The organism is Winogradskyella aurantiaca, from assembly GCF_003362725.1.
In the GTDB taxonomy this organism is placed as follows: Bacteria; Bacteroidota; Bacteroidia; order Flavobacteriales; family Flavobacteriaceae; genus Winogradskyella_A; species Winogradskyella_A aurantiaca.
Genome location: NZ_QKTV01000001.1, coordinates 748,606 through 762,798 on the forward strand (window position 1 = coordinate 748,606; position 14,193 = coordinate 762,798).

The 14,193-nt window shown below is 38.6% G+C and carries 9 protein-coding genes and 1 tRNA gene; 4 read left to right on the forward strand and 6 right to left on the reverse strand.

Annotation, left to right across the window (positions count from 1 at the left end; all coding sequences use genetic code 11):
* Window positions 1-5: 5 nt before the first annotated feature.
* The 4 genes from ftsZ (at window position 6) to DN064_RS03440 (ending at window position 3,424) form a co-directional block, all read left to right on the forward strand.
* Window positions 6-1,886 (forward strand): cell division protein FtsZ, encoded by a 1,881-nt coding sequence (ftsZ, locus tag DN064_RS03425; protein ID WP_115461196.1) that lies wholly within the window; start codon window positions 6-8, stop codon window positions 1,884-1,886.
* Window positions 1,887-1,995: 109 nt separating this feature from the next.
* Window positions 1,996-2,442, forward strand: a complete 447-nt coding sequence (locus DN064_RS03430; RefSeq protein WP_115461197.1) for a GatB/YqeY domain-containing protein — start codon at window positions 1,996-1,998, stop codon at window positions 2,440-2,442.
* Between the two features lie 11 nt (window positions 2,443-2,453).
* A tRNA-Arg gene (locus DN064_RS03435) sits at window positions 2,454-2,527 on the forward strand.
* A gap of 36 nt (window positions 2,528-2,563) precedes the next feature.
* Window positions 2,564-3,424 carry a zinc-dependent peptidase gene (locus tag DN064_RS03440; protein ID WP_115461198.1) on the forward strand — a complete coding sequence of 287 codons (861 nt, stop codon included), beginning with the start codon at window positions 2,564-2,566 and terminating at the stop codon, window positions 3,422-3,424.
* A gap of 13 nt (window positions 3,425-3,437) precedes the next feature.
* On the opposite strand, the gene DN064_RS03445 is transcribed toward DN064_RS03440, so the two are convergent.
* The 6 genes from DN064_RS03445 to DN064_RS03465 all read right to left on the reverse strand — a co-directional run bounded on the left by DN064_RS03445 (window position 3,438) and on the right by DN064_RS03465 (window position 14,139).
* A complete protein-coding gene (locus DN064_RS03445) occupies window positions 3,438-4,007 on the reverse strand; it encodes a hypothetical protein (protein WP_157962216.1) in 570 nt (189 codons plus the stop codon).
* A gap of 59 nt (window positions 4,008-4,066) precedes the next feature.
* On the reverse strand, window positions 4,067-5,092 hold the full coding sequence (locus tag DN064_RS03450; RefSeq protein ID WP_115461200.1) for a nucleotidyltransferase family protein: 1,026 nt from the start codon (window positions 5,090-5,092) through the stop codon (window positions 4,067-4,069).
* Window position 5,093: 1 nt separating this feature from the next.
* Window positions 5,094-6,227, reverse strand: a complete 1,134-nt coding sequence (locus DN064_RS03455; RefSeq protein WP_115461201.1) for a hypothetical protein — start codon at window positions 6,225-6,227, stop codon at window positions 5,094-5,096.
* 14 nt (window positions 6,228-6,241) lie between these two features.
* On the reverse strand, window positions 6,242-6,406 hold the full coding sequence (locus DN064_RS14200; RefSeq protein ID WP_198659397.1) for a hypothetical protein: 165 nt from the start codon (window positions 6,404-6,406) through the stop codon (window positions 6,242-6,244).
* 176 nt (window positions 6,407-6,582) lie between these two features.
* On the reverse strand, window positions 6,583-10,164 hold the full coding sequence (locus DN064_RS03460; protein WP_115461202.1) for a T9SS type A sorting domain-containing protein: 3,582 nt from the start codon (window positions 10,162-10,164) through the stop codon (window positions 6,583-6,585).
* A 408-nt stretch (window positions 10,165-10,572) separates the two neighbouring features.
* Complete coding sequence (locus tag DN064_RS03465) at window positions 10,573-14,139, reverse strand: T9SS type A sorting domain-containing protein (RefSeq protein WP_115461203.1); 3,567 nt, start codon at window positions 14,137-14,139, stop codon at window positions 10,573-10,575.
* Window positions 14,140-14,193 lie beyond the last annotated feature (54 nt).

Here is a 14,193-nt window from a genome sequence, read left to right on the forward strand (position 1 = left end):
TCAATATGAGCAACAATAACGATTTTGAGAATATCGCATTTGATCTTCCAAAAAACCAATCTAATGTTATTAAAGTCATTGGTGTTGGCGGTGGTGGAAGTAATGCTATCAATCACATGTTTCATCAAGGAATTAAAGGTGTTGATTTTGTTATTTGCAATACCGATGCACAGGCTTTACAAAATAGTGGCGTTCCCAATAAAATTCAATTAGGTGTAAATTTAACTGAAGGTCTAGGTGCTGGCGCTAATCCTGATGTTGGTGAGCAGGCTGCAGTGGAGAGTTTAGAGGATATTAGACGCATGCTGGACACAAATACTAAGATGGTATTTATTACCGCTGGCATGGGTGGTGGTACAGGTACAGGAGCAGCACCAATTATTGCTAAGATGGCTAAGGAACTAGACATTTTAACTGTTGGAATTGTAACTATGCCATTTCAGTTTGAAGGGAAAATGAGAAACCATCAGGCGCAACGCGGTATCGATAACCTTAGGCAACATGTAGATTCTTTAATTGTAATTAATAATAATAAACTTCGTGAGGTGTACGGAAATCTTGGATTTAAGGCAGGGTTCTCAAAAGCAGACGAGGTCCTTGCTACAGCTTCTCGGGGAATTGCAGAAGTAATTACACATCACTATACTCAGAATATTGACTTGAGAGATGCTAAAACAGTGTTGAGTAATAGTGGCACTGCCATAATGGGGTCTGCAACTGCTTCCGGACAAACTAGAGCCCAGGAGGCCATAATGAAGGCTCTTGATTCTCCATTACTTAACGACAATAAAATCACCGGTGCTAAAAATGTGCTTTTATTAATCGTTTCTGGATCTCAGGAGATTACCATTGATGAAATAGGCGAAATTAATGATCATATTCAGGATGAAGCTGGTTATGGTGCCAATATTATAATGGGGGTAGGTGAAGATGAAGCATTAGAAGAATCTATCTCAGTAACAATAATAGCTACTGGTTTTGATCAAGATCAACAAAACGAATTGTCAAATACTGAAGCTAAAAAGGTTATACACTCTCTAGAAGAAGAGAATTCAGACGAGCGCAAAATTGAGGCTGAACCTGCTATAATCACACCTGATATTGTTTTGGAAACTGAATCTGAAAAGATCATTCATACACTTGAGGAGGATATAGAAGAAGCTGAAGATGAACTTATTACTACAACTGATGAGTTAAGAAATATGAATGTCATTTACGATGAAGTATTGGATATAATCGAGCCAGTTGAAGATTTCATAATATCTACCAATCAAGTCGAGCTTAATGAAACAAAAGACGTGAAAGATGCAGAAGAACAGATAACCTTAACTTTCGATCTGCCTATTTCTAAAAGTAATGAGGAGGAATCTTCTGATGAGAAGATCCTGTTTCAATTAGACGAAGATGTTAAAGATATGTCCGTTAATGAGCCTGTAGAAATTATTCCTATTACTGAGGCTAATGAAGAAGGTGAAAAACGGTATACTTTAGAGGACTATGAAACGTTTGAATCATCTTTGAATTCAGCTTCGAGTCCTGAGACTAAGGTTCAGGAGGAGGTGGTTTTTGAAAAGAAAACCCTTCCAGTTGAAGAGACGTCTAATGAACCAGAAGAGATTGACCCTTTTAATACACCAATTTCAGAATTAATGAAGGCCAGAGCTGATGAGCGCAGGAGAATGATGAAGGATTTTAATTATAAATTCAATAATGCTAAGATTGACGAGATTGAGAAAGAGCCAGCTTATAAACGACAAGGTGTAAATCTGGAAAATACCCAACATTCCTCTGAAACTAGTAATTCTAGAATGTCTTTAGGAACGGATGATAACGACGACTTGCAATTACGTAGCAATAATTCGTTCTTACATGACAATGTAGATTAGCGTATATAAAATGTATATGTCAGCCCTGATAAATCTTAATTTGTCAGGGCTTTTTAAGTTTTATAAACTGCATTTCTTTACTATCTTCGTGCTCTTATAAATTTATACAATGGGTTTACAATCGGATGTAATGACTGCTATGAAAGTAGCTATGAAAGATAAAGACCAAATGGCACTTCAGGCATTAAGAGCTATTAAATCTGAGATTTTATTGGCTCAAACTTCTGGAAGTGGGGCGGAATTAACGGAAGCTGATGAGATAAAAATTCTATCAAAATTAGTTAAGCAGCGGAAGGATAGTGCGGAGATATTTGCTCAGCAAAATCGATCCGACCTGGCTGAACCAGAATTATTACAAGCCGAAGTTATTTCTCAATTTCTTCCAGAACAAATGAGTGAGGAGGAAGTACAGGGCGTTATTACAAAAATAATCGACCAAGTTGGAGCCAATAGTATGAAAGATATGGGCAAGGTTATGGGTTTAGCTAATAAAGAACTTGCTGGTAAAACCGATGGCAAAACTATTGCCGCAATAGTTAAATCTAAATTAGCCTAAGCACAAATAATGGCCTCGTAGTTCAACTGGATAGAATATCAGATTTCGGCTCTGAGGGTTGGGGGTTCGAATCCCTTCGAGGTCACAAAATAGGGTTCGTTATATTTACGAACCTTTTTTTATGATGTATTTCTCTATTGTTCTTCAGGAAATGAACCCCATATTAAGAACGGTGTTCTTGATTCTCTTTTTTTTGGGAATGTTCTTAGTGGTTTTCAGTCGTTTGTGGATATTTGCAGAGCAGCAGTTTGCCGAACGAATTCATCGTCCTTTTTTCCTCTATTCAATTCTTCTTAGAAAGAAACTAAAACCGCGTGAGATTGCTGTTTTGGAAACCAAATTTTCTTTTTATACTTCTCTTAACCTAAAACAACAGAAACGCTTTAGGCATAGGGTAGCAAACTTGAAGGAACAGTTTTTGTTTCATCCTCGAGAGGCACTTGTTTTAACAGATGAAATGCGAGTCTTAGTTACAGCTACTGCTGTAATGATTTCATTTGGCTTTAGAGACTATTCACTTCCAAATCTGGAGAATATTATCTTGTACCCTGGACCATATCATTCAGAGTTGGGAGGTGGTGATCTGCATAAGGGTGAGTATAGCCCAGCCTATAAAACGCTAGTCTTTTCCTGGCCTGATTTTTTAAATGGATATGATATTAGTAATGACAATTTAAACCTTGGTATTCATGAATTAAGTCATGTTCTCCATATTAAATGCCATTTTAGTTCTGATATTAGTTCACAGATATATAATGAAGGTTTCCATAGCCTCAAGAATTTTCTGAAGAGCCATGAGGAATTGAGACAAAACTTGGTCCAAACCAGTTACTTTAGAGCATATGCTTTCAACAATGAGGTGGAATTTATTGCGGTATTAATCGAATGTTATTTTGAAACTCCTTCTGAGTTCCAGAGGCGATTCCCAGACATATACCACTACGTAGAACGCATGTTAAACTTCAGTAGGTACGGTGGTTAAATTAAAGGAAGCATTATAAACGCCAAACAGCGTGCAGCCCATATTGATAGTGGTTATTCTCAAAACCACTGGAGTCATTATTAAGGGCAAATTTACCTACAACCTGAAGTCGAAGTCCGAAGGTGTTGTTTTCGTTCAGCCAAAAAAGAGCTGCTCCCCCAAGATTAAATGATAGGTTGGAGCCGTCAATCCTAAAAAATCCAGCTCCCCCAATGGCAGAGAAATCTATTTTATCATAACCACGGCGAAAGATTAATCTTCCAAAGTTATACCTAACATTGGTGTCAAATGAGATGTATGTAAAATCACTTGTTGCTGGAACAGGGTCAAAACGTTCTCCCTGGTTGATGCCATTAAGGTTTAAAGCAAATTCAAAATTAAAGTCGCGCGCAAATTGACGTTCTGCAGAAACGGTGAACGGATTTTTAAACATCCAGTCTCCGGGACTTTCAAATGGATTTAATGTTCCTAATGAATTGACAGCGTTAAATCCACCTGCAATAAACCAATCATCGAAAACTGCTCGCTGACTATTACCTACAAATCCTGTTATAAGTAGGATGATGATCGTAAATTTTTTCATAGATAAATTTGTTTGCCCAAAAGACAAAACCAAAAATAGCATATTCTGTTAAAAATAACCTAATTAAAAAATGGAAATATCTTATTTTTAAAGACATGCCTTCTATACGAGCTATTGTTTAAGAATATGGTAATTCTTTCTCTAATATTGAAAAAAAACCATTTTATTTTCAACAATAAACCGAATATTCTGGGATGTATAAATCTCAGTTTAATCCATTTCAAGTGCTTAGAGTAAAAATTGTACTCTTTTAAATAGTCGAAGTCTTTAAAAAGGTAAGCGGCTGTTGTTAAGAAAAAATGAAATAAACGCTCTTTTATAATGCTCGTTATTAAACTACTGTTGTTTGGTAGTCCATAAAAAATGATATCATAGATCTGCTTCATGTGCAGACTGTAGTAATAGCGTCCGTGGCTATTAATTTGTGATGAGAGTATGGTGCTAATAATTAAGTGATCCTTTGAAGGTAATTGAAACCCTTCAAATTCTTCTTTCTGGTTAAAAATGTCCTTAGTGGACAAGATATCCTGTTTTCCAGGATTAATTATGGAGGAATGTAATTCTACTGCGGCAATTTCATCCGGGCATATCATCCTAGGAGCATGTCTGAAGTTTTTAACTTCATAGTTGAATGTGGCACCTGTTTGGTAACCATTGTGCTTCATTAATTCTACAGCTTCATCTAATTGATCAGGTTTGATGAGTATATCAATATCACCAATCATTCTTATCCCTTTATCCAAGTTTGGAAAGAGTGTTATAAATGCTGCCCCTTTTAATAACACATAGTTAATGTTATTGTCCTTAAATAGTTTTGCTATGGAGTTTAATTGTGCAGAAATGCTCGTATTTCGATTGGAATTGATATCATGAATCTCAGTTAAGAATGACGTTAAGTCCTCTGGGAGAAAATCGATTAATTCTTTTTTTCGGAGGGACCAGAATATAGATGGTAACAGTAATTGCTCACTTGAGATTTTAACCAAGTCCTCCCAAGAAGAAAAATCGATGAGTTCATTGGAGAGAAGTACGTTATTATAAGTAGGACTCAGTATTCTTCCAATAAGAACATAAATATCTTTCATTTCATCTATCGGATTCAGTTAATTGTTCTAGGATAGGAATTACCTCTTTAAAATTACTGTAATTTAAGTTGAAGAAACGTAATTTATCTAACCAATTAAAAAACACATGTGCATGCTCAGCATTAGGTGAAATCCAAGATTCCCTAATCACTTCTTGGATAACCTCTTCCAGTCCAACTTCAGTGAATTCTGTTTCTATGTTAGGTTGATAATTTACTTTAATAAGGTATTTGCAATCGGCGCCGCTTTTAACAAAGTCTTTGTGCATGGGAATGTACGTGATAGCACCCTTACTTTTAGACCTTAATCCTTTTGTATAGCTGCTCTCATTAGGCCAGTATTTAGAAACAAGCGAAAGAGCAGAGGCTTTTACCGAAACGGCTCCAGGATTATGATATAACCTAGAATCATCTGCTCTTAGTGGTACCGTATCATCTGCTATGAGCTCAAAACCATGACTAACTAGCAAACTTACAAGTGTACTTTTCCCACTTCCCGAAGACCCTGTGAATAATATGCCCAGTTTATGTTTAGAAACGGCGGAAGCATGTAGTAAACCAACCCAATCTTGATCTGTGGTTTCATGAAGTAGGTTTATTACTTGCATGATTAATTTGCCTTGAATTTTATGGTAGTCTGAAGTTTGGCATTGGATAGTCAGCGTATCATTAAGGCTCATAATAAGCTTTTTTTCAGCCAGTTTTATACGCACATGTTCATCTGGCTGGGATAAGTCGTTATTTATGTGCAAATGGGCAATTAACGGGTGGAATAACTGTTGAATACGCTGATCGTTGTATTGAATTTCTAATACTTTTGACCCAATTTGATAGTATTTAGAATTGGCCAAGGGTTCAATTTCAATTAAATCAGGGGATTTGGTATCAGAATCGGTTAAGGTGTGACAGGTGGTCAGGTAGTCCTCAATTCTTTGGTATTGGCTTTTTAAGAAGGTAGTGGAAAAACCTGTTTCAACCTGCAATGATTTTATGAAAGACGACTGGGATTTGGAAGTCAGATATACATTCAGGATTTCCTGAAAATCAGTGTCAATTATAGAATAGGTGTTGGTTTTAGCAAACCATAATAAAAAATGGGATCCAAAAGAATTTACAATATCTGGACCATGAATCATTTTAAACTAATAAACTAACCTCCTACTCCTAAAGGATCTCCTCCTGGATCTGGTGGAGATGTTACCTGTGCTTTTAAAGGGTTCAATATGGTATAGGTTCCAACCGCTGTAATGGCTGCATATTTACCCATTTTTTTGATGGCTTCCTTACGTGTTATGCCTTTTTTCTGATTTTTCATGGAGCTTTTATTCCTGTCAAAAATAATAAACTATTATAAAACCGACATATTTTGACCTAATAATTGCAAGGGATTGGTAATAATCTAAATACAACAACAAATAATTACGCTTTCTTGGTGTATTACTAATTTTTAGGCCTAATCTTTAAAATAATTTTAGTTTGACAATAAAAATTTTATTTCAATATTATTTTAACCGTGTGTTCTGATATACCGTTGTTCAGTTTTACTAAATAGATACCGCTATTTAGCTGTGTACCATTGATGGTTTGCCTAGTCTTACTAGTATTCAAGTCTCGCTTTATAACAAGGCGTCCTTGCAAATCATAGACTAAAGCTTTAGTATCTAATTCCAGCTGACCATCAACATAAATTTGCTTGCTATTATCCCCGTATATATGAAGATTCTTCAGGTCTCTTTCCGGGGTGCTTAAGGAATTTGATCCAAAATTCAGATAGAATCTACCCGTACCTGATAAAGCACTATTGCTTGTAATAACGTAGTCACTTGAACCTAACCTGGTAAACGTGTTAGTTTCTGCATCCTCTAAAATAACTTCAATGTCTGATGGTAAGTTTGAATAGTCTGCAGCAAATCTAATTTGCTGTCCCTGGCCCGCATGAACCCCTAGTGGTATTCTAATATTTTCTATGTGAATAGAATTTAGCGTTTGAACCATCATAGGGAATCCAGCATTTTCTTCAATGAGATGTGAATAAAGGTCAAAGTTGCCTATACTATTGCCAAACGTTGTGCCGTCATAGCCGGGGTCCAATCCTAAGGAACCATTTTCATGGAAATAGATGTCAGTGATCTTAACATTGCTGCCAGAACTTAGGCTCAATTTAAAATTTAGATTCTCAAGATTTGATTCGGTAAAACCAAGAATAAAATCGTCGTCCCCAGTTAAGGTTCTCATGCTACTTGTAAAATCAATAGTACCACTAGAACCAGGTGTTCCAGGGGCGGCTACAAAAAATGCTTGACCTGGCGCAAGATTTATTGTTGGGTTGGAGATAAAATTGATAATGGTGAAATTGCCTGCGGTTCCCGCTCCAGGGAACGTACCGTTATTATAACCATAAATACTAACAGCAAATGGTTCAAGAGCAGCTGCATTGGCCGCAAGAAACGCTTGCGAATCCAAATAACTGGGGTAGGGGTTACCCAATAGGTTCCATTGAGACCCGCCCACGGGTGTGGATATAGGGACTCCCGTTAAGTCCCCTGTAAATATATCACCGGAAAAGGTTAGGGTCTCACCGGTGGTAGTGGCTACTCTATAACCGACTCCTCTACTAAGGGCATCCGTTCCGCTAGTAGCAAAATTCTCGTAACTATTGGTTGTATTGTTAAACGGAGCAAAGGCATAAACAGATCCATTGGTAGCTAGCTTATCTGCATTGGTTGTAGGACTACCAAGACCAATATACTCATCAAAAGTCTGCCCATTATCTGGCATTAACGGAATGGACACGAGATCGTTACCTCCACTGCTACCTGATCCAACGATGTTTACGAATCTGTTGTAATTAACCGTGCCGTTGGCCCCGACTAATGCAGGTAGAATACTTGAATAGGCAGATGAGGATGAATTAAGCGTCAGTGTTCCGTTATTGGTAAGGGTACCATTGGTGCGGAGTGTCTGCCCAGGATCGATTTCAACAGAAGAACCAGGTTCAATCGTAAAGTCATTTACTTCTATGGGTGCATCTACGGTATAGGTGCCGCTATTAACTATAACATCTTCTGTCCCAGTACCAGAGGTGGGAGGGCTTGGGAACCAAGTACCATCCCTGTAAATAAGTCCATCGAATTCTGAGACAACTCTAAAATTATCAAAGGCCGAATACCCTGAAACATCAGCATTTCGAGACTCAATCCAAAAGCCCACATTAGTGGTGCCGTCAGGTAAGTCAATAACAACTCTTCCCTCAGCATCAGGAATACCGTTAGCACCATCAAACAGGTTAACGACAGTTTGTTGCGTCCCATTGATTCTTACTCTATACCTCACATCATCTCTAGTGGCTGTATAGCCTTTCACTTGCCAATCAAAGACTATCTTGATATTTGAGAAGCCAGTCACATCTACATTATCGAATGTTAATCTGGCCCATCCAGTTGATCCATTATCGTTTTCTCCAAGTATAGTACCTGAGAAAAACGGCCAGTCAATTGGAGATGCCGAAGCTATGTCGATTGGACCATAAAAGCCACTAACTCCCCATCCATTGTCATAAAAGGGACGATTGTAAGTCACATTCCATTCTGGACCACTGCCATCAAAATCTTGAATCCATAGAGCTAAATAGGGATTTAAAACATCAAAGAATGCACTTGGTGTATTGATAAAGCCAGTAGCAAAAGCAGTGATTGTAAACCCTGTTCCTTTTTCAGAAAAAGCCAAATTAGAGAAGGTGGCAACCCCGTTTGTTGCACTGGTCGATGTGGTAGCTGACGGATCAAATGTTCCTGAAGTAAAGAATGAAACTGTATCTGTATAATCTAAATCAAGATTACTGTTACTATCCACGGCATATATTTCTACAGCCGGTACCATTGGTTCAAACTGGTTGACGTCTGTGGCATTTTGATTGTAAATAAAACTTGTTGCGTCTACCTCAAGCCTATTAGCATCTCCTGTAATGGAAGTTTGCGCTCCACCAGCATCACCAAACTCAAAAAGAGAGCTTCCTGAAGATGGCGTTATTGCCGAATTCACAGAGAGTTGAATTTGTTCGTTATCCGTGACAGAGGATGTAAAAGTGGCGTATACGTCAAAACTCTTAGTGCCGTTATCGGGTGCAGAGATTCCAGAGCCACCATTTAGATTTGTGAATTCTGTTAAGTCCGTTACACTTGTCACTTCGCCCATTGATACTCCACCGTTAAATATGGCTAGTGCGGCGATAAAGCTGGGATTAGTCACTGTAAATGTAATGTCTGATAAAATCGTTGGGTCACTATCGGTATCGGAACCAGCAGCACCTCCATCGCGAATGGTAAAGGAGCCGATTTGCACGGCATTAGCGGTTGTTAATCCAGATGTAGCATCAAAAGAAATATAATCAATATTATCCGTTTCACCCCCATTGGTAACAATGTCTGAGTCCGTACTATTAGTTGAACTTGTTACAGCTGTACCAACAATTCGCGCTCCAGGTGAAGCAATACCCAAATCTGCCCATCCAGAGCCAGCTCCATTGGCAATTCGGAACCATCCCCCATTGGTATTTGAGTTCCAGGCATATAATCTGAAGGTTATGGTACCTCCCTCTGTTGGATTAATCAAAGGTAAGCTTGGTGTATTCCCCGAATCAAAAAAGAAATTGGTAGCCGAAGAAGGGGTGACCTCCTCATTTGTAAAAGGAATCCCCGCAGTAGCAAAGCCATCAAAGCTATAAAAGATTTGCCATGCTTGAGGTCCATTATTATTTCGTCGAACTCTAATGTCCAGATCACTAATGGTAATTGTATAAGTTGGTAATGCAGTAATGGACCATTGGATATACTCACCTGCTGCTTCTGCTGATGCTGCATCAGTTGCGTTCCAACTGTTAGAGGTATGGTTTCCACCGCTGGCTTGACCTATTCCTGAACCTCTTGTAAACCCTACAGAACTAACACCTGCTGTATTTCCTGTATCTGTAGATCCCGTTGTTATATTGGATCTATCTATTACTACTAAATTGGTTTGGGCACTTACAAAGGCACTAAACATAATAAGTGCAGCCAACAAGAGTTTTTTTATCATTTGTATTTATTCTGAATTAATAAAGCAAATCGCGTTAATAAATACCATCTGATTAATGCACCTACATGACCCATGCATTTTAATTTTACTTAAAAACAAAAAACAAAATGGTACAGAAGCCTTAACTTCCTATAATTCAGCTTTCAAACAGGTTAAATTCCCCTGCCAGAGCCATAATTAATCCCGGCGAAAATAACAAAAAATAACAAAATATTAAGAGAAAATCTACAGTTCTAAACAACCTTCGGATGAACTGTCTTTGAATGTAAAAATTCTATGCTTTAGATTGTTGTTTTTAAATTGAAGCCACTTGTTAAATTTCACTTATAATCTATTAGCATTTATGTTGCGAAAGTCAAGCTTTTCCATTTCATTAATTCACTTTATAAATAGGTATAAATCTTTGTTTTATTTCAAAATAATTTTTACCGAATGTTCAGAGATTCCATTGTCAATTTTTACCAAGTAAATTCCACTATCTAACTGAGAAGCGTCAATAGTTTGGCGTGTGTTGTTAATTACTAATTCTCGCTGAATAACCAGTCTGCCTTGCAAATCATATACTAATGCTTTCGTAGCAGATTCTAATTGACCATCAATATGGATTAGTTTGTCATAGTCTCCATATACCTGTAGATTAAGTAAGTCTCGTTCTGTAGTGCTCAACGCATTGGATCCAAAATTCAAATAGAACCTACCAGTTCCAGATACACTATTGTTCAGTGTAAGGACATAGTCTCCTGCATTGAGCCTTATAAAGGAATTGTTGAAGGTATCTTCCAAGATCACCTCGATATCCGATGGCAAATTCGAATAAGAGGATTTAAAGGTCAATTGCTGGCCCTGAGAGGCATGAACGCCCAAAGGTATTCGGACATTTTCTATGTGAATCGAGTTGAGCGTCTGCACCATCATGGGCAGTCCTGCATTTTCTTCAACAAGATGTGTGTAGAGGTCGAAGTTGCCAATGCTGTTGCCAAACGTTGCGGAATCATAACCTGGATCCAGGCCTAGAGAGCCATTTTCATGGAAATATATATCTGTAATTCTAACATTACTGCTGGATCTCAGACTTAGTTTAAAGTTTGGATTCTCATTGTTAGATTCAGTAAAACCAAGAATAAAGTCATCATCCCCTGTGACGGTTCTCATACCACTGGTAAAATCAATAGTACCACTGGAACCTGGTATTCCTGGGGAGGCTACAAAAAATGCCTGACCAGGAGCTAGGTTTATCGAAGGGTTGGAAACACGATTGATAATTGTAAAATTTCCTATGGTTCCCGCTCCAGGGAAGGTGCCATTATTATAGCCGTAGATACTGGCAGCGCTGGGCTCCAGGGCCGCTTCATTGGCGTCAAGAAATGCTTGCGAGTCCAAATAGCTGGGGTAAGGGTTGCCCATCAGGTTCCATTGCGACCCACCAGCAGGTGTGGAAATTGGTATTCCAATAATGTCACCTGTAAAGATATCGCCAGAAAAAGTTAAAGTCTCGCCGGTGGTAGTGGCCATTCTATAGCCAATTCCTCTGCTAAGGGCATCGGTTCCGGTTGTAGCAAAATTGACGTAACTGTTGTTAGTGTTATTAAAAGGTCCAAAGACATAAACAGAACCATTGGTTGCTAGCTTGTCTGCATTAGTTGTTGGACTGCCTAGGCTAAGTAACTCATCAAAAGTCTGACCGCTATCAGGCATCAATGGAATGGACACGAGGTCGTTGCCACCACTGCCACCGGATCCTGCAATGTTTACGTATCTATTGTAGTTAACTGTGCCGTTTACGGCAACTGCCGCAGGTACAATACTTGAGTAGGCAGATGACGATGAATTAAGTGTCAGTGTACCGTTATTAGTGAGGGAACTATTGGTGCGGAGTGTCTGTCCGGGGTCGATTTCAACAAAAGAGCCTGGGTCCACAGTCAAGTTGTTTACTTCTACGGGGGCATCCACAGTATAGGTTCCGCTATTTATGATAGCATCAAGAGCACCGGTTTCAGAAGTTGGTGCACTAGGGAACCAGGTATTATTTCTATAGATGAGTCCATCAAATTCAGAGACCACCCTAAAATTATCAAGGGCTGAAAACCCTGAAGTATCATTATTACGAGTCTCAATCCAAAAGCCTACATTGGTGGTACCATCAGGTATGTCAATAACAACTCTTCCCTCAGCATCTGGAATGCCATTAGCACCATCAAACAGATTGACAACTGTTTGTTGGGTATTATTAATTTTCACCCTATATCTCACATCATCTGAAGTGGCAGTATAGCCCTTCACCTGCCAATCAAAAACTATTTTTAAGTTATCAAATCCAGTAACATCTACATCGTTAAATGTGAGTCTTGCCCATCCATTGGTTCCGTTATCATTTTCGCCAAGAATAGTTCCCGAGAAAAATGGCCAATCAATTGGTGATGCTTGGGATGCATCAATAAGACCATAATAGCCACTGCCCCATCCATTATCATAGAAGGGGAGATTATTGGAGTAATTCCACACAGGTCCACTGCCGTCAAAATCCTGTATAGCAAGCACCAGATAAGGGTCAAAGACATCAAAAGAGGCACTTGGTGTATTAAGAATTCCTGTTGCAAATGCAGAAATCGTAAAATTGGTTCCTTTCTCCTCAAATCTCAAATCAGAAAACGTGGCAATCCCGTTTACAGCATTAATGGAAGTTATGGCTGATGGATCAAATGTTCCATTAGTAGATAAAGAAACCGTATCTGAATAGTCCACATCTAAATTGAAATTGGTATCCTCCGCTAATATTTCAACGGCAGGAACCATGGGTTCAAATTGATTGACATCCGTGGTATTTTGACTGTATACGAAGACGCTGGCGACAACCTCAATTTTGTTGTTATCACCGGCTACAGAGGTAGAAGCACCTCCGGCATTTGAAAATTCGAATAATGAACTACCTGAAGTAGGATTGGTTGCAGAATTTATTGTCAGTTGAAATTGGCCATTATCTTCCACGGCTGAGGTAAACGTAGCATAGACTTCAAAGGTATTCTCTCCGTCATCTGGAGCTTCGATCCCTGTTGGGCTGTTTAAATTAGAAAACGTTGTTATATCAGTAATGGTAGTTACTTCACTTACCAAACTTCCATCATCATAAATGGCAATGGCGGCAATATAACCTGGATTGGTAATGCTAAAGGAAATGTCAGTAAGGCCAGTGGGTAGCGCATCAGAATCCGGACTAGTAGCACCGCCATCTCTTATGGTGAATTCCCCTATTTGTAGCGCATTGGCGGGCGTCAATCCTGAGGTATCGTCGTAGTCCATGTAGTTAATATTCTCCTCGTATGTAAACGTTGGACTTTCTATAATATCCGATTCAAAACTGTTTGATGATGTTGAAGTGGCCTCACCTATGAGATTGGCACAGGCGTCGGTAATACCGAGTCCATTAAGGCTTGGCCAATAATTAATTCTAAACTGACCATTTTCATTGTTCGCGTTCCAGGCAAAAAGTCTAAAAGTGATGGTTCCTCCTTCAGGGGATGTAATATTTAGGCCAGAGTAAGTATCATTTACAAAGGTAGTTGCGGGCAATAATTTTTCAGCTGATAAAGCTACTCCTGGTGTTGCAAAGCCATCAAGACTATATAGAATCTGGTAGGATCCAGGACCATTGCTACTTCTGTATACTCTTATGTTTAATTCGTCTAAATCGACTGTGAACGTTGGTAAAGCAGATATAGACCATTCAATGTAATCATTTGAAGCTTCTGCCCCAGAAAGGTCAGTGGTATTCCAGCCATTGGACGTATGATTAGGGTCTGATCCGCTTTTTTGTATTCCAGCTCCTCTGGTGAGTCCTTGAGAACTAACTCCAGTGGCATTACCTGTTGGTGATGATCCGGATGATACATTTTGCCTAGAAATTACAACAAGCTCTGATTGCGAAAAAGACCAAAAGCTAATTAACAAAAAACATACAAATAAGTAATATGACTTCATGATTGATTTGTTTCAAAATATAAGCAGGTATCATAATTACTCTCATAAGAGTTG

Bases quoted from the DNA above. Each gene is read 5' to 3' on its own strand.
- ftsZ (WP_115461196.1), top strand. From the start codon at position 6: ATGAGCAACAATAACGATTTTGAGAATATCGCATTTGATCTTCCAAAA.
- DN064_RS03430 (WP_115461197.1), top strand. From the start codon at position 1,996: ATGGGTTTACAATCGGATGTAATGACTGCTATGAAAGTAGCTATGAAA.
- DN064_RS03440 (WP_115461198.1), top strand. From the start codon at position 2,564: ATGATGTATTTCTCTATTGTTCTTCAGGAAATGAACCCCATATTAAGA.
- DN064_RS03445 (WP_157962216.1), bottom strand. From the start codon at position 4,007: ATGAAAAAATTTACGATCATCATCCTACTTATAACAGGATTTGTAGGT.
- DN064_RS03450 (WP_115461200.1), bottom strand. From the start codon at position 5,092: ATGAAAGATATTTATGTTCTTATTGGAAGAATACTGAGTCCTACTTAT.
- DN064_RS03455 (WP_115461201.1), bottom strand. From the start codon at position 6,227: ATGATTCATGGTCCAGATATTGTAAATTCTTTTGGATCCCATTTTTTA.
- DN064_RS14200 (WP_198659397.1), bottom strand. From the start codon at position 6,406: ATGAAAAATCAGAAAAAAGGCATAACACGTAAGGAAGCCATCAAAAAA.
- DN064_RS03460 (WP_115461202.1), bottom strand. From the start codon at position 10,164: ATGATAAAAAAACTCTTGTTGGCTGCACTTATTATGTTTAGTGCCTTT.
- DN064_RS03465 (WP_115461203.1), bottom strand. From the start codon at position 14,139: ATGAAGTCATATTACTTATTTGTATGTTTTTTGTTAATTAGCTTTTGG.